Here is a 22,371-nt window from a genome sequence, read left to right on the forward strand (position 1 = left end):
ATCAATGTTCTGTTATATCGAACTGACGTTAATTATTTTTTGAGACTTGGAGGAACTCAGAGAAATGTTGATTATCAATATAATAAACTTTGCCAAAGTTTTAGGCTTTGGCAAAGTTTAGCGCCGTAAAGGCAATTTTGAAACTTTTAGGTACTCTTTTAAATGGATTATTTTTTTTCTATTTTGTAAGTACCTTTGTTAGTTGCATCGAATGAGAAAGATACGTTATAAGTACCAGCGGCTACTTTGATATTTTTACCTCCAGAGGTAACATTTCCTTCGAGGTCGGTAGCGGGGTCAGCAGTGCTATCAGCACCAAAGTTAGTACCCCAATCACTATTTAAACGGAATTTAATACTTCCTTCAGTTGCTATAACTACATTTTTAGCAACCCAAGAGTTAGTACCACCTTCATAAGTCATTTTAATATCAGGAAGACCACTATTACCCCAATTATTTAAGTCGCCTACAATACCCCAAGAATAAGTTTCGATATTATAAGTAGAATTACTAAGGTTAAGAGTGATTTTGTAAGTACCAGCGGTTACTGTTATATTATCACCACTTGAAGTAAGTTCTTTTTGAGTACCCGCTTTTTTACCAAGATTTTCATTCCACTTATTGTTCTTGCGGAATTTGATTTCACCATTGGTTAATGTTGCATAAGCTACCAAAGTACCATCGGCGGCATTCCACATTTTGATATCTTTATCTTGGTCTTCTTCCCAACCATTAGCACCACTACCTGCTATTCCCCATTCGCTTGGTTTGATTTCATCAAGGAAAGGAGTTACATTCAGAGTATTCTTTTTTGAAACAATACTACGTTGGTCACTAAGGGCAGCTTTTACATACACTGTTACGTTAGTAGCTGTACCTGCAGGGACTTTTAAACCAAGAAGATAGTCGTTCAATTCTTTAGTAGTGAAGGTTAAAGGAGACTGTTTCACAGAGATAGGTTTCACTTTACCTCCATATTCTAAATTGACTGTATAGGTAGGAGCTACAGCTACATTAAAATCTTTTTCTTCCCAACTTACGGTAAGGACAGTAGTGTTTGATTGTGTTTTATCTAACACTATTGTATTAGTTGATAGCGTAGACTCTACTTGAGCATTAGCACTCATTGTTACCTTGTCCTCGTCTTTTTCACAAGCTACGAACAAGGTAAGTCCTGAACATAATAATATAGATTTAAATATATTTTTCATAGTATTCTTTTTTAGTATCCAGTGTTTTGTCTAAGGTTTTCATTAGCAGTGAGCGCATCTTGAGGGATAGGATATAAGTTTCTATAATCGGGCACTGCTACCCCGGAAGCGGCACCACCTTTGAGAGACCAAAGATAATCGGCGGTAGTAAATTTATTGTAACGGATGAGGTCGGTACGGCGCAATCCTTCCCAATAGAGTTCGCGAGCGCGTTCGTCTAAGATAAAATCTAAGGTAAGGTCGCTATTGGTTATGTTGCCAGAGGCATTACCATAAGCACGAGTGCGCAATTGGTTGATATAATCTAAGGCAGTAGCTCTATCACCACCTGCGCCACCGCGTAGTACGGCTTCAGCATAAGTAAGATAAACTTCGGCTAAACGGATGAGCGGTAAATCGGTATCAGGGAAGTCCTTAGCAGGGTCTTTACCTACAGCACCTGTAGAGGTAATATTTCTGAACTTAGTAACTGCATAACCAGCCGTTTTAAACTCTTTTATATTAGTATTCTCATAGGTTTGTCCGCCGGTATGGAACATAGCGCGTTTGTCATTCCAAGCGGTAGGTTCGTTATTACCATTGCGTGCAGAAGCATCAAATTTATCGACAAACTCTTTAGTAACTGTAATACCTTGCCATCCACCATTAATACCAATTAAGTTAGGATTCATATCTCCTCCTGTAGCTGCGTGAGTAATAAAAGAGGTTCCTCCGTGAGTTTTGGTGTTCAAACCATCAAAATTTACGACGAGAATAAATTCGTTTTGAGCGCCATTACTATTGTTGTCGGCTAAGAACAACTCATCATAAGCGGTACCATTGTTATTGGCATCGGTAGTGTTTAATCTATAGGAAGAGGCGATTACCTTTTTAGCATAGGTAATACAATCGGTGTATTTATCTTGACCTATATACACTTTGGCATTGAGGTACAAACGAGACAAAAGAGCTTGAGCGGCGACTTGATCTACACGTCCGTATTCATTGGTACGAGCAGGTTTAAGTTTTCCCTCTAAATCTTTTAGCTCACTTTCGACGAAGTTAAAGAGTTCGGCACGAGAGTTTTGAGCAGGTTTTAAATCAGCTTTTGATGAGGTAATCAAAGGAGCTTTTCCAAAAGCATCAATAACATTATAGTAAGCATAAGCACGGATAAAGCGCGCTTCGGCAATAAAATAAGCCACTTCGGGGTCGGAAGCTAAGTCTTTAGCGTTATCGATAAACGAGTTGGTAAAAGCGATTTGTTGCCCTAAACGGTTGTAATAACCATTAGTGAAAGCGTTAGAAGGAGTCCAACTCATATTGTGGAAATCGGGTACCCCCGCATCAGCCCAACGAATGATAGCTTCATCGGTACTTGACTCTTGTAAATAAAACTGTGCACGGGTGAACTGAGTTGAGCTTTCGTCTGCATTAGCAAGGTCACCATCTCCAGAAGGCCCCTTTTGTCCTGTAACAGCCATTGAGGCATAAATTTTAGCTAAGGCACTTTTAGCTTCGGTAGCGTTTTTGAACACATCTTTTTCAGTGAAGCTATCGGGGTCAATAGGTTCTTGGTCTAAGTCCTTTAGGCAGGCACTAAGCGAAAAAGCCATCGCAAGTCCTAAAATACTATGTTTGATATATTTTTTCATACTTTGCATACATTAAAAGTTAAGATTCAAGCCCAACAAGTAAGTTTGAGGGCGAGGATAAAAGTTGTTATCAATACCGCCAAACACTTCAGGGTCTAAACCGCTGTACTTAGTAATAGTCAATACATTTTGTACAGTACCATAGAGGCGGACGTACATTTTATCGGTATGAGGGAAGGTGTAACCTAAGGTGATATTGTCTAACTTGAAGAATGAAGCGTTTTCAATATAGTAATCACTTAACCACGCTTGGTCGTTATGGCGTTGGAAATTAGCATCTGCCTGATTTGCTTTAATATTAACAATAAAGCCACTATTAGCTGTAATTTCACCAAGCTGATCTAAACGAGATTGAGTGTTATTATACGCATAATTGCCGATGTTTGCACGAGTAGTGATGTTCAAATCCCAATTCTTGTAGTTCAAATCGGTACCAAATCCCATAGTTATAGGGGCAAAAGGTGATTTGTACAAGTAGCGGTCACCTTCGTCAATTTTGCCATTGCCGTTTCTATCAACAAAAGTATTTTCGATAGGTTTACCTTGTGCATCATACACTTGTTGATAAACATAAAAAGAATAAGGGGTTTCTCCTTGTCGGTGTAATTGTACACGGTTACCTGTACCACCTTCTATACCTCCTGTAGGTTGATCGTCGGGCATACGGGTAATCTTATTATCGTTATAAGAGATATTGTAGTTAAAGCTCCAACGGATATTTTTTTCGGTATTGCGAATAGGATTTACTGTTAATCCAAACTCAACCCCTTTGTTTTCCATATCACCTATATTGGCATTTACACGGTTTTTGAAGTTGGTGAAAGGGTCGATTGTGGTTTCGGCAATTAGGTCTTTAGTTTGTTTGCGATAGACATCGAGGGTACCTGTGATGAGGTTGTCTAACAATCCAAAATCAATACCAGCATTGAGGGTATTCCCCACTTCCCAACGTAGGTTTTTGTTAGTTACCCCAGGGCGGTAAGTTTGATAGAATCTATCACCAAATTGGTAAGAAGCGCCATCTTGGCTACGGGTGTAATTGGTAAGGAATAGGTAGTCGCCCAAACCATTTACGTTCCCTACTTCACCATAACCAAAACGCAATTTGAGTTCGTTAAGGGTTTTGTTGTCTTTAAGGAATTTTTCGTTGCTCACATTCCAAGCCAAGGCAACTGAAGGGAAGTAGCCCCAACGGTCGTCTGGGTTTAGTTTAGAAGAAGCATCGGCACGGAGGGTAGCGGTAAGGAGGTAACGATCTTTATAGCTATAGTTTGCACGACCAAAGAATGACATTAACACGTTTTTACTTTTGTTGATATTAGGTACAATTTTGTTATCGCCAGGGTTTACAAAGTAATCGTTTTGAGTACTATTATCGTCAAATTCAAAAGATTGATAAGAGTGTCCTACCATTAGCCCAATACTATGTGTATCTTTGATGTCCTTCATATAGTTTACATAAGCATCAAACAACTTATTAGTTGCTTTATTATCATAGGTATTAGTACTTCCTGCAAAACCAGTAGTGGCAGTAGGCATACGGCGGTCGATAATTTTATCGCCTTTACCATTACTGTAGTCTAAACCAGCATTCACGGTAGCGGTAATATCTTTAAAGAAAGGTAAAGTATAATCAACTTTTACATTACCAATAAAGCGAAACACTTTAGAACTATCGTCGGTAAAGTTCAATAACGCCATAGGATTGGTTGCAGCTAAGTTAGAACGATTTTGTGTAGCTGGGTCAATCCAAGCGTGGTATCCACCGTATTTAGCGGGACCTCCAAACACTGATTGGGTAGGGTCATAGAGAACCGCTGAACTTATAGCTCCTTTTTCGGCAAAACGGTTTTGCATATAAGTACCATTGGCATTCAATTCTAATTTCAATGATTTATCAAAGAAAGTAGGGTTCAAGCTAATTTTAGCATTGGTACGTTTGAAGTTATCGGTACGCAACACCCCATCGGCATACGAATGCCCTATTGATACACGATAAGGCAAAGTTTTGTAGGCGCCAGAGAGCACTAAAGTACTATTACTCATAGGGGCTACTTGGTAGATTTCTTTTTGCCAATTGGTATTAGCATTGCCCAAGAGCGCTTCGGCAGCAGGGATATTCAATCCTTTTACAGTTTGGCGGTATTGATCGGCACTCATCACATCAACATATTTGTTTACATCTTGTAGTGCGATGCTGGTGTTGAAGCTAATCTTCATTTCTTGGTTTGCTTTTCCTTTTTTGGTGGTAATCATAATCACCCCATTGGCAGCACGAGAACCGAAGATAGCGGTAGAGGATGCGTCTTTCAATACAGTCATACTTTCGATATCTTCAGGGTTGATAGAGTTGAAGATACTACGAGAACCGCCCACGCCGCCATCGTTCATTGGCACACCGTCGATTACAATTAGCGGGTTAGAAGTTAAGGACAAAGACCCATTACCACGGATACGAATAACTTGTCCTTCACCAGGAGCTCCACCAGTAGAAGCCATCTGTACCCCAGCTATTTTACCTTGGATAAGCTGGTCGGCATTTACGGCAGGAGCTTTGTTAAAGTCCTTATCGCTCACCAAGTTTACAGAACCTGTTAAGTCCTTTTTTCTTACAGCTCCATACCCGATAACCACTACATCACCGAGTTGTTGTACATCTTCTTGGAGGGTGATGTTCATCACTGCTTTAGCGGCGACTTCTTGGGATTTGAAGCCTACAGATGAGAAGACAAGGGTAGCACCTTTGTCGACTTTTAGTTCGAATTTACCGTCGAAATCGGCGGCAGTACCGTGAGAGGTACCTTTCACGAGCACACTAGCGCCCATTAGGGGTTCGCCAGCGCCATCTTTCACTGTTCCTTTTACAGTGATTTGCTGTGCGTAACCGAAAGCTACACACAAGAAAAACATTACTGCATAAAGTAGTTTGTTCATTTTTACTTTCATACGCTTTTCTAATTTGAAAATTTGAAAATTTGAAAATTAGCAAATTTCTATACCATTTATTTGTAATTCACTAATTCACTAATTTTCTTTTCATTGTTCCTATAATACTATTTATTATATACATAATATTCAACAATTCCTGTTTTTCTACTTGAGTATCAGGATAATCACTTGAATATAAACATATATCTAACCAATACATTGTTTCTTCGGCTTCCTTAGCTGCAATTTTAAACTTATGGATAAAGTCCTGCTGACTTTCTGCATTCTGAGCCTCTCTCACATTAGCTCCTATAGAAGTGCCAGACCTTAATAATTGGTTCGCAATAGCATATTTTCTATTCTCCTCCAAAACATTACAAAGCTCAACAATTCTAAGAGAAAACTGAAAAGTCTTTTCTAAAATCACATTAGGCTTTTGCATAAACAATCATTGATTAATTTTCTAATTTTGCTAATTTGCTAATTCTCTAATTTGTATAGCATAACCACCGCCTTGAGCAGCAGTGAGTTTTAATTTGGTTTTAGCATTTACTTTTTGTTTGGTGATGGTGTATGCCTTAGGATTGGTTTTCCAGTTGGCATCTTTAGCATCGGCATAGATGGTAGCCTCATACTTCTTACCTTTGTCGAGGAAGTTGAGCAAGAGTTCTGAAGTATGTCCGCCTTCGTGAGCGGTGCAACCTACATACCAATTGTTGCTGTGTTTATCTTTACGCGCAATGGTGATATAACGACCAGGTTCAGCTTCGAGATATACGCTTTTTTGCCAATCTACGGGTACATCTTTGATGAATTGGAAGGCATCCATATACTTTTCGTAGTTCTCTGGCAAGTCGGCTGCCATTTGTAGCGGACTGTACATCGTTACATACAACGCTAATTGGCGTGCCAAAGTAGTGTGTACCTGACTGGTGTTATTAGGATTTACGTTTTTCACCTCAGTTTCGAAGATACCAGGGGTGTAGTCCATAGGTCCCCCTTGCAAACGAGTGAAAGGCAAGATAGTGGTGTGGAATACTTTATTACCTCCAAAAGCCTCGTACTCAGTACCGCGAGCAGATTCGTTACCTATCATATTTGGGTAAGTACGGCAGAGACCAGTAGGGCGTACGGCTTCGTGCGCATTCACCATTATTTTGTGTTTGGCTGCTTCTTTAATCACATAGAGGTAATGATTGATAGTCGATTGGCTATAGTGGTGTTCACCCACAGGGAGAATATCGCCTACATACCCAGTTTTCACTGAGTTGTAGCCGTATTTATTCATCAACTCGTAAGCGGCTTTGATGTGGCGCTCGTAGTTGCGAGTAGAGCCAGAAGTTTCGTGGTGCATCATCAGTTTCACGCCTTTAGAGTGCGCGTAGTCGTTGAGCGCTTTGAGGTCGAAGTCGGGATAAGGAGTTACAAAGTCGAACACATAGTCTTTTTTGTGACCGAACCAGTCTTCCCAACCTATATTCCAACCTTCTACAAGCACTTGGTCGAAGCCGTGTTTAGCTGCAAAATCGATGTATTTGCGCACGTTCTCGTTGGTAGCTCCGTGAGTACCGTTAGGTTTAGTTTTGGTGTAATCTACGGTATTAAGGTCTACTGTAGGGAGGTCGTTGGTATAGCTCCAAGAGCTTTTACCGGTAATCATTTCCCACCAAACACCCACGTATTTTACAGGTTTAATCCAAGAAGTGTCGGCAATAGCACAAGGTTCGTTGAGGTTGAGAATCAAGCGAGATGCTAAGATTTTACGAGCATCGTCGCTTACCATAATCGTGCGCCAAGGGCTGTGGCAAGGCGCCATTAGGTAACCTTTGGCACCTTGAGCGTCGGGGGTGAGCCAAGATTGGAAGGTGAAAGTTTTGTCGTCGAGATTGAGGTTCATCAAGGAATAATCAACCAAGGCAGCTTCGTGAAGATTGATATACAAGCCATCTTTGGTTTTCATCATTAAAGAAGTTTGTACGCCGGTAGGTGAAAAAGCGAACTGAGACACGTTCTCGGTTACGGCTTGTTTCATCAGTCCGCGAATTTCGGAGAGTTTGCTTTCTGTATAGTCGTATTCTTGGGTATCGTAGTCCCCAGGAATCCACCAAGCGGTATGGTCACCCGTCATCGCAAACTGAGAGAGCTCTTCTTCTACTACAAAATAGGTAAGTTCTTTTTGAGAAGGGAATTCGTAACGGAATCCGACACCTTCATTATACACACGAAAGCGAATATTCATTTTTCGGTTGGTTTTCTCTTGTTGCAATTGCACGAGAAGTTCATTGTAGTGGTTTAGAATTTCGCTTTCTTCCCCCCATACGGGTTTCCACGTTTCTTTAAAGGTAGATTTTTTAGTATCTACTACTTTAAAGTTATTAGTTAAAGGTTCAGCTTTTTTAAGAGTAAAGCCTAAAGTACTTTCGTTTATCACTGGTTTATTTTTGTAGGACACCTTATACGAAGGAGTTCCATCACTTTTCAGTGAAAAAGAGAGTATCACACTGCCATCGGGAGAGCTTTGTTGCTGTGCCATAGAGAGATGGATAGCAAAAATGCTCATCAACAAAATTATTTTTCTCATCTTTTTATTACTTTATAGTGTTAAAATCGGGCTCAAAGTTACGAATATTTTCTTTATACGCAAATTTTTATTCACTTTTTTTTAACAAAAAAAATAATACTTAGATGTTAATGATTATATATTAAGGGGTTATAATTGTTTAATTACAAGTGCGGTGTTGCTGCCTCCGAAGCCTGAGGCTGTTTTGAGGAAGTAATGCACCTCTTTATACTCGGTTGTTCTCAGTACTTTTATAGGATGAGAAACGCCAAGTGTATCGAAATTGAGGCTTTTTAGAAGGGTTTTATAACGGGCTAACTCTATAGTAAGCAGGGTTTCAAGTAGCCCTGAAGTACCGAGTGTATGCCCAAAATAGCCTTTGTAACTATTGAGAGGAGCAGAGAGGAGATTGGCGCGCATAAAGGCAATACTTTCCATCTCATCATTATAGAGAGTACCCGTACCGTGAGCGTTGATCAAATCGATTTGTTGAGGCTGTAGTTTAGCTTCGTCTAAGGCATTTTGCACACTCAAATACAATCCTTCACCGGTGCGTGAAGGCCCTGAAATATGATTGGCATCGTTGATAGAACTACTTCCTAAGAGTTGAGCTTTAGCACCTTGCGCTTCTTTACTCACATATACAGCGGCGGTTGCTTCACCCAAGGTAATGCCATCGCGGGTAGCGTCGTAAGGCTTGCAAGGTTTAGCACTCATCGCTTGAAAGGACTGAAAGCCCGAAAGTACAAATTCGCTTATCTCATCGCCAGCTAATACCACAGCACTATCATAACTATCTGCTTTTAGCAGACTATCGGCTACTGAGAGCGCCATTGCTCCTGATACACAGGCATTAGATAACACAATAGGCGTAGTGGTAATACCTATTGCAGTAGCGATTTTTTGGGCAGTTGTTGAAAGTAAAGGAGTAGGATTTCCTTTGGCAAGTGCTGAAATATTGCCTTTGGTCGTGGAAAGAATTAGAGCGGTGCGAGGGGTAATTTTGATATGATGAAGTATAGGAACAACTGCCAAAAGAAGCATTTTTTCCAATCGCGAAAAACCTTCACGCCCCACGAGTTGCTGGTACTTGCTCTCTAAAGCCCCATCGCCTATTTTAGAAAGACAAACATTAGTGAGCTGCCCATAGATAGGATAACGAGCGATGCCCGATTGTTCTCTCAGCACCAAATGAGCGGTGGTAGGGAGGTCGAGTCCTAAAGGAGTAACGATATTATAGTGATGGAAATACATTTGGCAATTTGGTGCGATCCGCGCGGGCTATTTGATTTGTAAATGAACTGTAGCGTTTTTAGCAAGCGGGACGGGGTGATAGAAATAGACTTTTGTTTCGGGAGTAGTAGCTTCTATAAGATAGTGAGCTCCTTGAAAATAGCTATGTTGCACAGAAACCTGCCAATTAGTGGGTTGAGAAGCAAGTGCTATTTGATGAGGCTTGAAGAGTTTGCCTTGATAGGCAGTTACTTCGCCAAAGAGAGAAGCTGTATAGGCATCGGTATTTTGGGCGTAGATGTTGAGAGTGTTGCCGAAATACAACAATTCACCTTTGCGCATTATCGCAGTTTTATCGGAATAAGAAAGGGCATCTTTACCGTCGTGAGTTGCTACAATACAGCTGATATTCTGCTCTTTTAGATAAGCAAAAAGGGTGCGTTGCAAATCGTTTTTTCTAAAATTATCTATCTGACTAAAAGGCTCATCAAGCAACAGCAATTGGGGTTCTTGCGCTAATGCCATTGCCAATGCGACACGTTGTTTTTCGCCACCACTGAGGTTTAGGGCTTTTAAGGGAGCAAAGCGCTCCATACCTACTAAGGTGAGGAGCTCCATTACACGTTCTTTTTTGTAAACTAAATCGAGATTGGAGATGAACTTTCCTACGTTTTCAGCGACAGTGTGATAGGGGCCTAAGCCAAAATCTTGAGCGAGGTATTTCATCGTTTTGAAACCAGGGACTAACTGACGTGAAGGCCCCCAGACGCGCTCGTTGTGAAAGAGAACAGAGCCTTGTTGTACGTCTACAAGTCCGTAGATAACTTTGAGGAGGGTACTCTTACCGCAGCCGCTTTCGCCCATCAAGGAAAGGTGTTCGCCTTGTGAGAGTTCAAAGGAGATGTTTTTCAGTAATTCGGGTTGCCCATCGTAGGCAAAAGAAACGTTTTCAATTGACAATTGACGATTGACAATTGACGATGTTTGTGAATTATTTTTCAATTTTAAACATTTGGGTAAAATCTGACCAATTTTTAATTTCAAAAGCTCTGATATCTCTAACAGACTTTCTAAACCAAGAAATAGCATCAAGGGCATTCATTGCTTTGGTCACTACATATAAATTCTCTTCATTGGTTACATACACACTTCCTTGTATCCAATAAAAACCACAATCAGCCAATACTTTACGAATTTCAGTATAAGCAGAGTGATAAGGCGAACCGTAATACTTTTCCAAATCGGAAATAACCATATCAAAAGTAATAGCAAACATCTCAATTCAATTTTTTAAACAAGTATTCTTTATCAAAAAATTCGCCGAGTTCTTTTGTTTTGGCTGTAATCACAAAACCTACAAAAGGGTTGTCTTCAATATCTATTACTATTCCTTTAAGCCATTCTTTTTCATTAGTGACTTGTGGAGCTATGAGTACCTCCTCCCCTACTTTAAACATAGGTTTATGTATGTTTTTATTCACTGTTGTCATATTTCTATTTTTATGTATTAAAGGGCGCTTTTGAATTGTTCTAAGAAGCGGGCATCGTTCTCGTAGAACATACGGATGTCACCGATTTGGTAGAGCAACATTGCGATGCGCTCAACGCCCATACCAAAAGCAAAACCGCTGTACTGTTCGCTATCGATACCGCAGTTTTTAAGCACATTAGGGTCGGTCATACCACAACCCATAATTTCGAGCCAACCGGTTCCTTTGGTGATGCGGTAATCTACCTCGTTGTTGAGCCCCCAATAGATATCTACTTCGGCACTGGGTTCAGTAAAAGGGAAGTAGGACGGGCGCAAGCGGATACGTGATTTGCCAAACATTTCTTTAGTGAAGTACAACAGTGTTTGTTTGAGGTCGGCAAAAGATACGTTTTTATCGATATACAAACCTTCTACTTGGTGAAACAAGCAGTGAGAGCGAGCAGAGATAGCCTCGTTGCGGAACACGCGCCCTGGGGAGATTGTGCGGATAGGCGGCTGGTGGTTCTCCATATAACGTATCTGTACAGAGCTGGTGTGAGTGCGCAAGAGGATATCGGGATTAGTTTGTATAAAGAAAGTGTCCTGCATATCGCGTGCAGGGTGGTATTCGGGGAGATTGAGAGCAGTGAAGTTATGCCAATCATCTTCCATTTCGGGGCCATCGGAAACATCAAAGCCAATATTCGCGAAGATTTTTACGATTTCGTTTTTCACCAGAGAAATAGGATGGCGAGCGCCAAGGGGGGCTGGGGTAGCAGGGCGGCTCAAATCGCCGTATACTCCTTTACTCTCGTTGCGTTCTTCAAGACGGTCGCGCCATTCTTGTACTTTAGCTTCAGCTTTTTGTTTGAGTTCATTCACTACCTGTCCAAAAGTCTTTTTTTCTTCATTAGGTACTTCTTTGAAAGCAGCAAAAAAGTCGTTTAGGACACCTTTTTTACCGAGGTACTGAATGCGGAACTGTTCGAGTTCGTCTTTAGTTTTCGCTGTAAAATCCTCAATTTTAGCGATGTGTTCTTTTATTTTATCAATCATCATAAAAGCGGAGTGGTTCATTTAGTCTTTTTCGAGAGGCAAAAGTACAAAATAATTAACAATTAGCAAGTGACAAGTAACAATTTTGAGTTTCGGAAAATTTCTTGTGTAGATTTAGCAAGTAGCATTTAGAATATAAAAAACTTTGCCAAAGGTGTGAGCCGTACGGACGGAGACCTTTGGCAAAGTCGATAATATTTACTAATTCCAAATTTGCTAATTCGCTAATTTATTCAGGGCGCTTCCTGCTTTAAACCAACCTATTTGCTGAGCGTTGTAGGTATGGTTGCAGGTAATCACGTCTTTACTGCCATCTTTATGTACAAATTCTAAGTGTAAAGGAGTGCCAGGCGCAAAGGCGGTGAGGTCGAGGAAGTTGATCACATCGTCTTCTTGAATCTTATCGTAATCAGCTTCATTGGCAAAGGTGAGGGCGAGCATTCCTTGTTTTTTAAGGTTGGTTTCGTGAATGCGCGCAAACGATTTTACCAATACCGCTCGTACGCCCAAATGACGAGGTTCCATAGCAGCGTGTTCGCGTGAAGAGCCCTCGCCATAGTTGTGGTCGCCTACTATAATAGAAGGGATACCCGCAGCTTTATAAGCGCGTTGTACTTTAGGCACTTCGTCATATTCGCCAGTAAGTTGGTTTTTCACGGAGTTAGTTTTACCGTTGAAAGCATTTACCGCCCCTATGAGCATATTGTTGGAAATATTGTCCAAATGTCCACGGAAACGCAACCAAGCCCCTGCCATCGAAATATGGTCGGTGGTGCATTTGCCTTGCTCTTTGATGAGGAGTTTAGCCCCTGTGATATTCTCACCGTCCCAAGGAGCGAAAGGCGTGAGTAGTTGCAAACGGTTGGAGGTAGGCGATACTACTACCTCGATATTGCTACCATCTTCGGCAGGAGCCTGATAGCCAGGGTCATCAACTGCAAAACCTTTAGAGGGCAACTCTTCGCCATAAGGAGGGGTGAGTTTTACCGCTTCACCTTGGTCGTTAAGCAAGGTATCAGTGATAGGGTTAAAGTCTAACCTACCAGCAATAGCCAAAGCCGCTACCATTTCGGGTGAAGCAACAAAAGCGTGGGTATTAGGGTTGCCGTCGGCACGTTTGGAGAAGTTACGGTTGAAGGAATGGACAATCGTATTTTTCTCTTGTTTTTCGGCGCCTTCTCTGTCCCACTGACCGATACAAGGGCCACAAGCATTGGTAAACACACGGGTGCCCAACTGCTCGAAGATGTCTATAATGCCGTCGCGCTCGGTAGTATAGCGTATTTGTTCAGAGCCAGGGTTGATACCAAAGGAAGCTTTAGGGGTAATTCTCTTTTCCAAGGCTTGTTTTACGACCGAAACCGCGCGGGTGAGATCTTCGTAAGACGAGTTAGTACACGAACCGATGAGCCCCCATTGCACCTCGAGAGGCCAATCGTTGGCACGGGCTACCTCCTTCATTTTGGATACAGGAGTACCTCTATCGGGGGTAAAAGGCCCGTTGATATAAGGCTCTAAGGCAGAGAGGTCTATCTCGATGAGTTGGTCGAAATACTTTTCGGGGTTAGCATATACTTCGGGGTCGGCGGTGAGGTAGGGAGCGATCGCATCGGCAGCGAGGGCTACTTCTTCGCGCCCAGTAGCAAGCAGATAGCGACGCATCGCCCCATCATAGCCAAAAGTAGAGGTAGTAGCCCCTATTTCGGCACCCATATTACATATAGTTCCTTTCCCCGTACACGAAAGCGATTTAGCACCCTCGCCGAAGTATTCCACAATAGCGCCCGTACCCCCTTTTACGGTGAGTATATCGGCGACTTTAAGAATCACATCTTTTGGGGCAGTCCACCCGCTGAGTTTACCCGTGAGTTTTACGCCTATAAGCTTAGGGAATTTCAGTTCCCACGGCATTCCTGCCATCACATCTACGGCATCGGCACCGCCTACACCAATGGCGAGCATTCCTAATCCGCCAGCGTTCACTGTATGCGAATCGGTGCCTATCATCATTCCGCCAGGGAAAGCGTAGTTTTCTAAGACTATTTGGTGAATAATCCCTGCGCCAGGTTTCCAGAAACCAATACCATATTTATTGGATACCGAAGAGAGGAAATCGAATACTTCTTTAGACTGTTCAGTAGCCACTTTCAGGTCGGTTGCAGCACCTATTTTGGCTTGTATCAGGTGGTCGCAGTGCACCGTGGTAGGCACAGCCACTTTGCTTTTACCCGCTTGCATAAACTGCAAGAGTGCCATTTGGGCGGTCGCATCTTGACAAGCGATACGGTCGGGGGCGAAATCTACATAGTCTTTACCGCGTACAAAGGCACGAGCTACAAGCTCGCGCCAGCGAGTGCCGTCCCACAAGTGAGTATACAATATTTTTTCAGCAAGGGTAAGGGGTCGTCCTACCACTTGGCGGGCTTTATCTACGCGCTCAGGAAATTGGGCGTAGACTTTCTTTATCATTTCAATATCAAAAACCATAATTCAATTAACAATTAAGAATTAATAATTAACAATAGGGTTTTACTTCCTTGCATAACTTCGGCTACTTTGGTGGGATTAGGGTGGTAATAACCTGCTAAATCTACCGGTGTGCCTTGTATGCGGGTCAGCTCTTCCACGATAGTCGTTTCGTTGTCTTTTAGGGCTTTGGCGATAGGAGCAAACTCTTTGGCAAGTGCGCTATCTTGAGTTTGGGCTGCTAAGGCTTCAGCCCAGTAGAGTGCCAAATAAAAGTGACTTCCGCGATTGTCGAGCGTGCCTACTTTGGCTTGTGGCGATTTGTCGTTGTTCAACAGCTTACTCGTTGCCTCATCGAGCGTTTGGGCTAAGATTAAGGCTTTGGGGTTCTCGTGTTTTTGAGCAAAATGCTCTAACGAAGCCCCTAAGGCGAGAAATTCTCCTAAGGAATCCCAGCGCAAGTGATTTTCGGCAAAGAGTTGTTCGGCTAATTTAGGTGCTGAGCCCCCTGCACCCGTTTCAAAGAGTCCGCCACCATTCATCAAGGGGACGATAGAGAGCACTTTGGCACTGGTGCCCAATTCTAAGATAGGAAACAAGTCGGTGAGGTAATCACGCAACACATTGCCCGTTACCGAAATGGTATCTTTGCCCTTGCGAGTGCGCTCTAAGGAGAAGAGCATAGCCGTTTCAGGCGACATAATGCGGATATCTACCCGCTCGGTGTCGAGTGTTGCCAAATAGTGTTTTACTTTTTTGATGAGTTGCGCATCGTGAGCGCGGTGCTCGTCCAACCAAAAGACCGCTGGTGTTTTGCTGAGGCGTGCGCGTGTTACCGCTAATTTCACCCAATCTTGTATGGCAGCATCTTTCGCAGTACACATACGCCAGATATCGCCTTTTTCTACTTTATGCGATAAGTACACTTTACCATTGGTGCCTACCACCTGTACACGTCCGCTATAAGGGATTTCGAAAGTCTTGTCGTGAGAGCCATATTCTTCAGCCTTTTGCGCCATTAAGCCCACATTGGCAACGCTTCCCATCGTAGCAGGATTAAACGCCCCGTGTTTCTTACAGAAGTCAATCACCACTTGGTAGATACGCGCATAAGTACTATCGGGCAGTACCGCCAAAGTATCTTGAGCCTCGCCTTTAGCATTCCACATCTTGCCCCCATTGCGAATCATTGCCGGCATAGAAGCATCTACAATCACATCATTAGGGAAATGCAGGTTAGTAATCCCCTTATCGGAATTCACCATTGCCAAGGCTGCTGCTCGCGCAAGCGCTCCCTCGATGTCGTGTTTTAAAGGTTCTTGTTCTTCAGCAGGCAATTGTTCTATTTTGGCGAGTATATCCGAAAGACCGTTACGTGCATTCACCCCTAAGGCTTTCAGTTCGCGTGGGTGTTTTTGGAACAAATTAGCAAAGTACGTTTCAACCGCATAGCCAAAGAGAATGGGATCAGAAACCTTCATCATCGTGGCTTTCAGGTGCAAAGAGAGGAGTACGCCCTTGTCTTTCGCTTCGGCAAAGGCTTTTTTATAGAATTTGCAAAGGGCTTCTTTGCTCATAAAAGTAGCATCTATCACTTCGCCCGCTTGCAAAGGAAGTTCGGCTTTGAGTACCTGCACTTCGTGTTTAGGGCTTACCAACTCTATACGCACCACATCTGCTTTTTTGAGGGTTACCGATTGCTCGTTGTGATAGAAATCGCCCGCTTGCATCGTAGCGACTTCCGTGAGACTCTCAGCACTCCACGCGCCCATTGAATGCGGGTGCGTTTGCGCGTACTGTTTCACCGATTTAGGTGCGCGCCTATCGGAATTACCCTCGCGCAACACAGGGTTCACCGCACTGCCTTTCACCTTGTCATACCGCTGTTTGATAGCTGTTTCGGCTTCATCGGCAGGGTTTTCAGGGTAATCGGGGGGCGCATAGCCTTGTGATTGCAGTTCGGCAATAGCCGCTTTCAGTTGGGGTACCGAAGCACTGATGTTAGGCAACTTGATGATATTGGCTTCCGGACGCGTTGCCAACGCCCCCAATTCGCTGAGGGCATCGGGTACCCGTTGTTCTTCTGTGAGAAAATCGGGGAAAGAGGCTAAAATACGTCCTGCCAATGAGATATCTTTGGCTTCAAAGTTGATACCCGAAGAGGCGCAAAAGCGTTTGATGATGGGCAATAGCGAATGCGTTGCCAAATAAGGCGACTCATCGGTAATGGTATAGATAATGTTTTTCATTTTTATCTTTTATTCAATTCAACAAAAGGTCTTTCGGTGGCACCTACGTATATTTGTCGTGGACGACCGATAGGCTCTCCTCCTTGGCGCATTTCCTTCCATTGAGCAATCCAGCCAGGGAGACGACCAATAGCAAAGAGCACGGTGAACATCTCTAAGTGCATACCCAAGGCTTTATAGATAATACCTGAATAGAAATCGACATTGGGGTAGAGGTTGCGCGATTTGAAGTACTCGTCTTCCAAAGCTACCTTTTCGAGATGTTTAGCGATGCCGAGAATAGGGTCGTCAATGCCTAAAGCATTGAGTACCTCATCGGCAGCTACTTTGATGATTTTAGCCCGTGGGTCGAAGTTTTTGTACACACGGTGTCCAAAGCCCATCAGGCGGAAAGGGTCGTTTTTGTCTTTTGCTTTGTTGATGAACTTATCTACATCGCCTCCATCTTTGTGAATTTCGTCAAGCATCTCAATCACCGCTTGGTTTGCCCCGCCGTGGAGACGACCCCAAAGGGCAGAAACCCCAGAGGAAATACTCGCAAACAAACCCGCCTCTGAAGACCCTACCAAACGTACAGTAGAAGTAGAACAGTTCTGTTCGTGGTCACCGTGGAGGATGAGTAACTTGTTGAGGGCACTCACAATGGTAGGGTTGATTTTGTATTCCTCAGTAGGAATTTCAAAGAAGAGGCGCAAAATGTTCTCAATATAGCCCTTGCTGTTGTCGTAGTAATTCAGTGGTAAACCTTCGCGCTTGCGGTATACCCAAGAAGCTATAATGGTTACTTTAGCAATGGCTTTGCAGACCGCTTGATACACGTGTTTGGGGCAATGTACATTCACTGGCACAGGGTTGAAAGCGGTGAGCGCACTAGTAGCCGATGCCAATACCCCCATAGGGTGAGCCGAGCGCGGGAAACCGTCCATAATATGGCGCATATCCTCGTGAACAAGGGTGTACTTGTGAATTGTTTTTTTGAAATCGTCATACTCTTCGGCAGTGGGAAGTTCGCCAAAGATAAGGAGGTAGGCTACTTCGAGAAACTCGGCTTTGGCAGCCAATTCTTCAATATTATAGCCACGATAACGCAAAATACCTTTTTCACCGTCGAGGAAAGTAATAGCGCTTTTGCAAGAACCAGTGTTCTTGTAACCTGAATCTAAGGTTACCAATCCAGTCAGGGCACGCAATTTTTCAATGTTGATTGCTTTTTCATTTTCAGTCCCTACTACAATAGGAAATTCATACTCTTTTCCTTCAAAAATCAATTTTGCTGTGTTTTCCATAGTACAATTTGTTTTTAGTGTTTTTTAATGCTTCTTAAATGTTAAAAAGAGATAAAACTTTATAGCTCTATTTTCGATTTTATCACTTTTTTCGTGGTAAAGATAAGAAAAAACAACTGAAAGCAACCTAATGAAATTTATAGTTTAACAAAACTTTAACGTATTTTTATTGAAAATCAGCAGGTTATATAAAGATGAGATGTTTAAAGCAGTTAAAGTGTTAAAATTTTGAAGATATAACAGAAAAGAAAGAGTCGTATTATTAATTTGATAATTTGGATAGGGAGAAATTGAGAATTTCGCAAAAAAAGGAGGAAAATTGGCTCTTGAAAAGAATAAAAAAAGCGGCTTTGAAAAGCCGCTTTTTATAAGTATATAAATTCTTAATACTCGTATTCAGTAATAGAACTAAGTTCTTTTGGATTATTACCCTCTTGACGATACCTTTTATTCATCGTAGGATAGCCTTTTTCATTATAAGTAAGATCTTGAGTAATAATTGTTTTTACTTCTACTCCCTGATAATCTATACGAGTTTCTTCTGTTTTTATCAAGTTATTTTTACTCATATTAGGTGACAAAAAGTAGATAGGGTCAGTAGTTTTACTTAATTTGTTTAAAGGCATTGGATTGGTATTTGTATCATACAAATATTCAGTTGTTATTTGGTTTTCCACCTTTTTTACTAAGTTTCCATTGGAAAGGGTATAGACAATAGTATTGGTGTGAGTACTTGTACCACTTACCACATTTCCATTGCCATCACGACTAGTACTAATTTCATTTACAGTTATTATATTACTATTGTACTCTAATACTTTTTCTATGTGGCGATTTATCTTTTTCTCCTGCCCATTAATATAAGTTGTTGAAGGATAAATATGAACCTCTTTAGAGAGTTGATCTCCTATGTATGAATATTCATAGGTTTCAGTTTTTGCATCATCATCGTTGGGTTCTACTATTGTTTGTCTCACCAAACGACCTTGTCCATCGTAGTGATAATCAATAATGGAATAATCCTCTGAAGAAGGTTCTCCTGATTTTATTTGTTTAATGAGATTACCATTGTATTCTATTTTTGTATTCTCTGTAGTACCTGTTTGTACTCCATTACTATATTCAGTTTTAGTAAATGATAATATTTTATCATTCTGAATATTATACACTATAACTGTACTTTCATTGTTTTTAGGATAAGTTACAGTTATTTTTTTAGGGAATGCTCCTTCTTGGATTGTTCCGTCATTGTCATCACTTTTGCCAAAGCTGGCTAAAGCTACCATTGCCATTAAGGCGATAAAGATTTTTTTCATTGATACATTTTTTTAATTAGACCGCAAAAGTACAAGTTTTAGAGAAATAAAATTGTTAAATAATTGTTAATCTTTCAACTCCGCTAATCTTTTTATTCCCATTTCATAACCGTATTCAAAAGCGTGATCGATCATTTTGGTATCCAGCACCCCTATATTGCTGAGGTTGTGCAACAATAGCAAATCACATTTCTTGAATTTGCGACTGTAGTTGCCGTCCATTGTGATGTTGTAGATGCGTTGCATAAATTGAAAGGAGTTGCTGAGCTCTTTTTCGGTAATCGTTTCCAACGGGTTTACAAAGCTGCCAATGATTTTATCACATTGTTTTTTAATAGGTTCTATCGGGAAGTTATCTAAAAGTCCGCCGTCGCAATAGAGGCTTTCACCTATTCTCACGGGTGAAAAATAGGGTGGCAAAGCAGCTGAGGCTATTAGCGGCTGTATAAGTTCTCCTTGATTGAAATACTGCACTTTACCATTCAACAGATTGGTAGCTGTAACGATTAAAGGCAGTTGGAGTTCTTCAAAAGTGTGGTATTGAAATTCTTTTTCGAAGAATTTAGTGTATTTGGCGCTATCTACCAAACCTACTTTCTTAAAAGTGAGCATCGACCATTTAAATACAGGTGTTTCCTTGAAAAATTGCGCCATATCATCGGGTTTTACCCCACAAGCATAAAGTGCCCCAATGAGAGCACCTCCACTGGTGCCTGAAATGATTGATGGTCGCAAGCCTTTTTCTTCTAAGGCTTTGAGCAATCCGGCGTGTGCCAAAGCGCGCACCCCACCACCTGAAAATACTAAACCTAACTTCATAAGTTCCTCACCCCCTCCGTTCTCCCCCTCCCCAAAAGGGAGGGAGGAGGAAATCCGTAAAAGGGAATTTATTCTTTATATTGTGTTACCTTTATAATTTTACTTCCTCTCACTTTTTAGCTTGCCCCTCTCCTCGGGAGAGGATTATCTAATTAATATAAACGCCAGCATCGCACTTATATAAGCAATGCCCGTCATAAACAAAAACTGTAGGGCTGTCCATTTCCAGCTATTGGTTTCTTTGCGTACCACGGCAACCGTGCTAAGGCATTGCATCGCAAAAGCGTAGTAGAGCAATAGTGAAATCCCTGTGCCAAGAGTATATACGGGGGTGCCATCGGGGTGTACTTCCGAGCGCATTTTTGCTAAAATCGTGCGTTCTCCTTCTTCAGCCTCGGTATCGAGGTCTTTTCCTAAACTATAAACTGTTGATAGTGTGCTGATAAACACCTCACGAGCCGCAAATGAGGCTACTACCCCTATGCTTATCTTCCAATCGTAACCCAGCGGACGAAATACGGGTTCTATCCCCTTGCCTATGTAGCCTAAAAACGAGTACTCTAAACTTTCTGCTTGGATGTAATTCGCTTTTTGTTCTTCTGTCCATTGGTGTGTTTGTGCCAATTGTTCGGCGGTAGCCTCAATGCTGTTGTATTTTTCGCCCATTCCGTGAGAGCCTAAGAACCACAACAATACCGAAATTGCCAAAATAAACTTACCCGCTCCCATCACAAAACCTTTGGTTTTCTCGTATACTGTAAGACATACATTGCGCAGTAGCGGAATTTTATAGTCGGGAATTTCAGCAATAAAGAAACTGCTGTTCTTTTGCATTTTCAGCACTTTATCTAAGATAAAAGCCGAAAGTAACGCCATTGCAAAGCCTAAGAAATACATCGCAAAGAACGTCCACGCCTTGTAGCTAATCCACAGAAAATCACCTTCGGGGATTACCAAATTGATGATGATGAGATACACGGGTAACGCGCCGAGCAGGTCATAAACGGAGTAACGAGTATGGTGATAAGGCGTTCTTTCCAACTCTCGATATTGCGGGCAATCATCACGGCAGGCACGGCACAAGCAGCCCCCGAAATGAGTGGCACTACACTCTTGCCACTAAGCCCAAAACGTCGCATCACATTGTCCATTAAAAAAACTACCCTACTCATATAGCCGCTTTCTTCTAAAATAGCTATCAGGGTGAAAAGTACGGCTATTTGTGGGATAAACACAGTGATACCCGCTATTCCGGGGAGTACCCCATCGATGAGCAAATTAGTAAGTGCGCCGGCCGGTAATTTGGTAGCCAGCCATTCGCCTAAAATACCAAACTCGTTCTCTATCCAGTCCATTGGGTAACTCGACCAAGTGAAAACGGCTTGGAAGATGAGCAATAGTATGGCAGCAAACACCACATAACCAAAGAATGGGTGAATGAGAAAACGGTCGAGATGAGCGCGCAGGGTCTGCGCCTTGTGCTGATCTACCACATAAGTTTCTTTGAGAGTTTCATTGATAAACTGATAGCGGATAATAGTCTCTTTCTGCTGTTTACGGCGTTGTTCACTTTCCGAAGTACCAAAGGGTATAGCCTCCAAACGCGACATATCCACACAAGGAGCAACCGACAATTCTTTGAAGTTTGTAATCGCTTCTTTCAATGCTAAAAGCCCCTCACCTTTGCGGGTGCTGGTGAGGATGACTTTAGTGTGTAACAACTGTTCTAATTTGGAGAGGTCGATACTAATGCCTTTGCGCTGCATCTGGTCAGCCATATTGATAACCAGAATGGTAGGCAGCTGGAGGTCTTTCACTTGGGTGAAGAGCAGCAAGTTTTGCTTGAGGTTGCTCACCTCGCTCACCACCCCCACCACATCGGGGAAGTATGCTCCTTGGCGGTTGATGAGGGTTTCTACAGCCACTTGTTCGTCTTCTGAACTTGGGTTGAGGCTATAGGTACCTGGCAAGTCGATGATTTCAGCTTGCTGGTTGTTAGGGAGTTTGCAATGCCCTATTTTCTTTTCTACAGTAATACCAGGGTAGTTGCCCACCTTTTGGTTTAAGCCTGTCAGCGCATTGAAAAGGGATGTTTTTCCTGTATTAGGGTTGCCCACAAGGGCGATTTTAAGATGTGCCAAT

15 protein-coding genes and 1 pseudogene are annotated in these 22,371 nt (G+C 42.2%); all 16 read right to left on the bottom strand.

The genetic code is table 11. The features are described from left to right. Positions 1 to 167 precede the first annotated feature (167 nt). On the bottom strand, positions 168 to 1,211 hold the full coding sequence (locus HMPREF9073_RS04660; RefSeq protein ID WP_009412842.1) for a SusE domain-containing protein: 1,044 nt from the start codon (positions 1,209 to 1,211) through the stop codon (positions 168 to 170). Between the two features lie 11 nt (positions 1,212 to 1,222). After that, positions 1,223 to 2,845 carry a RagB/SusD family nutrient uptake outer membrane protein gene (locus HMPREF9073_RS04665; RefSeq protein WP_034555411.1) on the bottom strand — a complete coding sequence of 541 codons (1,623 nt, stop codon included), beginning with the start codon at positions 2,843 to 2,845 and terminating at the stop codon, positions 1,223 to 1,225. A 12-nt stretch (positions 2,846 to 2,857) separates the two neighbouring features. Further along, a complete protein-coding gene (locus tag HMPREF9073_RS04670) occupies positions 2,858 to 5,791 on the bottom strand; it encodes a TonB-dependent receptor (protein WP_009412844.1) in 2,934 nt (977 codons plus the stop codon). A 70-nt stretch (positions 5,792 to 5,861) separates the two neighbouring features. Beyond that, positions 5,862 to 6,215, bottom strand: coding sequence for a four helix bundle protein (locus HMPREF9073_RS04675; RefSeq protein WP_009412845.1), 354 nt, complete (start codon positions 6,213 to 6,215; stop codon positions 5,862 to 5,864). 30 nt (positions 6,216 to 6,245) lie between these two features. Next, complete coding sequence (locus HMPREF9073_RS04680; protein ID WP_009412846.1) at positions 6,246 to 8,354, bottom strand: glycoside hydrolase family 97 protein; 2,109 nt, start codon at positions 8,352 to 8,354, stop codon at positions 6,246 to 6,248. Between the two features lie 129 nt (positions 8,355 to 8,483). Next, positions 8,484 to 9,587 carry a beta-ketoacyl synthase N-terminal-like domain-containing protein gene (locus HMPREF9073_RS04685; protein ID WP_009412847.1) on the bottom strand — a complete coding sequence of 368 codons (1,104 nt, stop codon included), beginning with the start codon at positions 9,585 to 9,587 and terminating at the stop codon, positions 8,484 to 8,486. A gap of 27 nt (positions 9,588 to 9,614) precedes the next feature. Further along, positions 9,615 to 10,568 carry an ABC transporter ATP-binding protein gene (locus HMPREF9073_RS04690; RefSeq protein ID WP_009412848.1) on the bottom strand — a complete coding sequence of 318 codons (954 nt, stop codon included), beginning with the start codon at positions 10,566 to 10,568 and terminating at the stop codon, positions 9,615 to 9,617. After that, a complete protein-coding gene (locus HMPREF9073_RS04695; protein ID WP_009412849.1) occupies positions 10,558 to 10,842 on the bottom strand; it encodes a virulence protein in 285 nt (94 codons plus the stop codon). Before HMPREF9073_RS04695 ends, HMPREF9073_RS04690 begins: the two co-directional genes overlap by 11 nt. A 1-nt stretch (position 10,843) precedes the next feature. After that, positions 10,844 to 11,056 (bottom strand): hypothetical protein, encoded by a 213-nt coding sequence (locus HMPREF9073_RS04700; protein WP_009412850.1) that lies wholly within the window; start codon positions 11,054 to 11,056, stop codon positions 10,844 to 10,846. A gap of 17 nt (positions 11,057 to 11,073) precedes the next feature. After that, positions 11,074 to 12,096 carry a phenylalanine--tRNA ligase subunit alpha gene (gene pheS / locus HMPREF9073_RS04705; RefSeq protein ID WP_034555415.1) on the bottom strand — a complete coding sequence of 341 codons (1,023 nt, stop codon included), beginning with the start codon at positions 12,094 to 12,096 and terminating at the stop codon, positions 11,074 to 11,076. Positions 12,097 to 12,309: 213 nt separating this feature from the next. Beyond that, positions 12,310 to 14,580 carry an aconitate hydratase gene (locus HMPREF9073_RS04710; protein WP_009412853.1) on the bottom strand — a complete coding sequence of 757 codons (2,271 nt, stop codon included), beginning with the start codon at positions 14,578 to 14,580 and terminating at the stop codon, positions 12,310 to 12,312. A 14-nt stretch (positions 14,581 to 14,594) separates the two neighbouring features. Continuing rightward, positions 14,595 to 16,808, bottom strand: a complete 2,214-nt coding sequence (locus tag HMPREF9073_RS04715) for an NADP-dependent isocitrate dehydrogenase (protein ID WP_009412854.1) — start codon at positions 16,806 to 16,808, stop codon at positions 14,595 to 14,597. A gap of 2 nt (positions 16,809 to 16,810) precedes the next feature. Then, a complete protein-coding gene (locus tag HMPREF9073_RS04720) occupies positions 16,811 to 18,094 on the bottom strand; it encodes a citrate synthase (protein WP_009412855.1) in 1,284 nt (427 codons plus the stop codon). Between the two features lie 383 nt (positions 18,095 to 18,477). Beyond that, on the bottom strand, positions 18,478 to 19,410 hold the full coding sequence (locus HMPREF9073_RS04725) for a hypothetical protein (RefSeq protein WP_009412856.1): 933 nt from the start codon (positions 19,408 to 19,410) through the stop codon (positions 18,478 to 18,480). A gap of 66 nt (positions 19,411 to 19,476) precedes the next feature. Then, positions 19,477 to 20,229 (bottom strand): patatin-like phospholipase family protein, encoded by a 753-nt coding sequence (locus tag HMPREF9073_RS04730; RefSeq protein WP_009412857.1) that lies wholly within the window; start codon positions 20,227 to 20,229, stop codon positions 19,477 to 19,479. A 144-nt stretch (positions 20,230 to 20,373) separates the two neighbouring features. Further along, positions 20,374 to 22,370: pseudogene (feoB, locus tag HMPREF9073_RS04735) on the bottom strand (ferrous iron transport protein B). Between the last annotated feature and the right edge of the window lies 1 nt (position 22,371).

The organism is Capnocytophaga sp. oral taxon 326 str. F0382 (assembly GCF_000318295.1).
Classification (GTDB): domain Bacteria; phylum Bacteroidota; class Bacteroidia; order Flavobacteriales; family Flavobacteriaceae; genus Capnocytophaga; species Capnocytophaga periodontitidis.

Coding starts and splice junctions, on each gene's coding strand:
- HMPREF9073_RS04660 (WP_009412842.1), bottom strand. CDS start 1,211: ATGAAAAATATATTTAAATCTATATTATTATGTTCAGGACTTACCTTG.
- HMPREF9073_RS04665 (WP_034555411.1), bottom strand. CDS start 2,845: ATGAAAAAATATATCAAACATAGTATTTTAGGACTTGCGATGGCTTTT.
- HMPREF9073_RS04670 (WP_009412844.1), bottom strand. CDS start 5,791: ATGAAAGTAAAAATGAACAAACTACTTTATGCAGTAATGTTTTTCTTG.
- HMPREF9073_RS04675 (WP_009412845.1), bottom strand. CDS start 6,215: ATGCAAAAGCCTAATGTGATTTTAGAAAAGACTTTTCAGTTTTCTCTT.
- HMPREF9073_RS04680 (WP_009412846.1), bottom strand. CDS start 8,354: ATGAGAAAAATAATTTTGTTGATGAGCATTTTTGCTATCCATCTCTCT.
- HMPREF9073_RS04685 (WP_009412847.1), bottom strand. CDS start 9,587: ATGTATTTCCATCACTATAATATCGTTACTCCTTTAGGACTCGACCTC.
- HMPREF9073_RS04695 (WP_009412849.1), bottom strand. CDS start 10,842: ATGTTTGCTATTACTTTTGATATGGTTATTTCCGATTTGGAAAAGTAT.
- HMPREF9073_RS04700 (WP_009412850.1), bottom strand. CDS start 11,056: ATGACAACAGTGAATAAAAACATACATAAACCTATGTTTAAAGTAGGG.
- pheS (WP_034555415.1), bottom strand. CDS start 12,096: ATGATGATTGATAAAATAAAAGAACACATCGCTAAAATTGAGGATTTT.
- HMPREF9073_RS04710 (WP_009412853.1), bottom strand. CDS start 14,580: ATGGTTTTTGATATTGAAATGATAAAGAAAGTCTACGCCCAATTTCCT.
- HMPREF9073_RS04715 (WP_009412854.1), bottom strand. CDS start 16,808: ATGAAAAACATTATCTATACCATTACCGATGAGTCGCCTTATTTGGCA.
- HMPREF9073_RS04720 (WP_009412855.1), bottom strand. CDS start 18,094: ATGGAAAACACAGCAAAATTGATTTTTGAAGGAAAAGAGTATGAATTT.
- HMPREF9073_RS04725 (WP_009412856.1), bottom strand. CDS start 19,410: ATGAAAAAAATCTTTATCGCCTTAATGGCAATGGTAGCTTTAGCCAGC.
- HMPREF9073_RS04730 (WP_009412857.1), bottom strand. CDS start 20,229: ATGAAGTTAGGTTTAGTATTTTCAGGTGGTGGGGTGCGCGCTTTGGCA.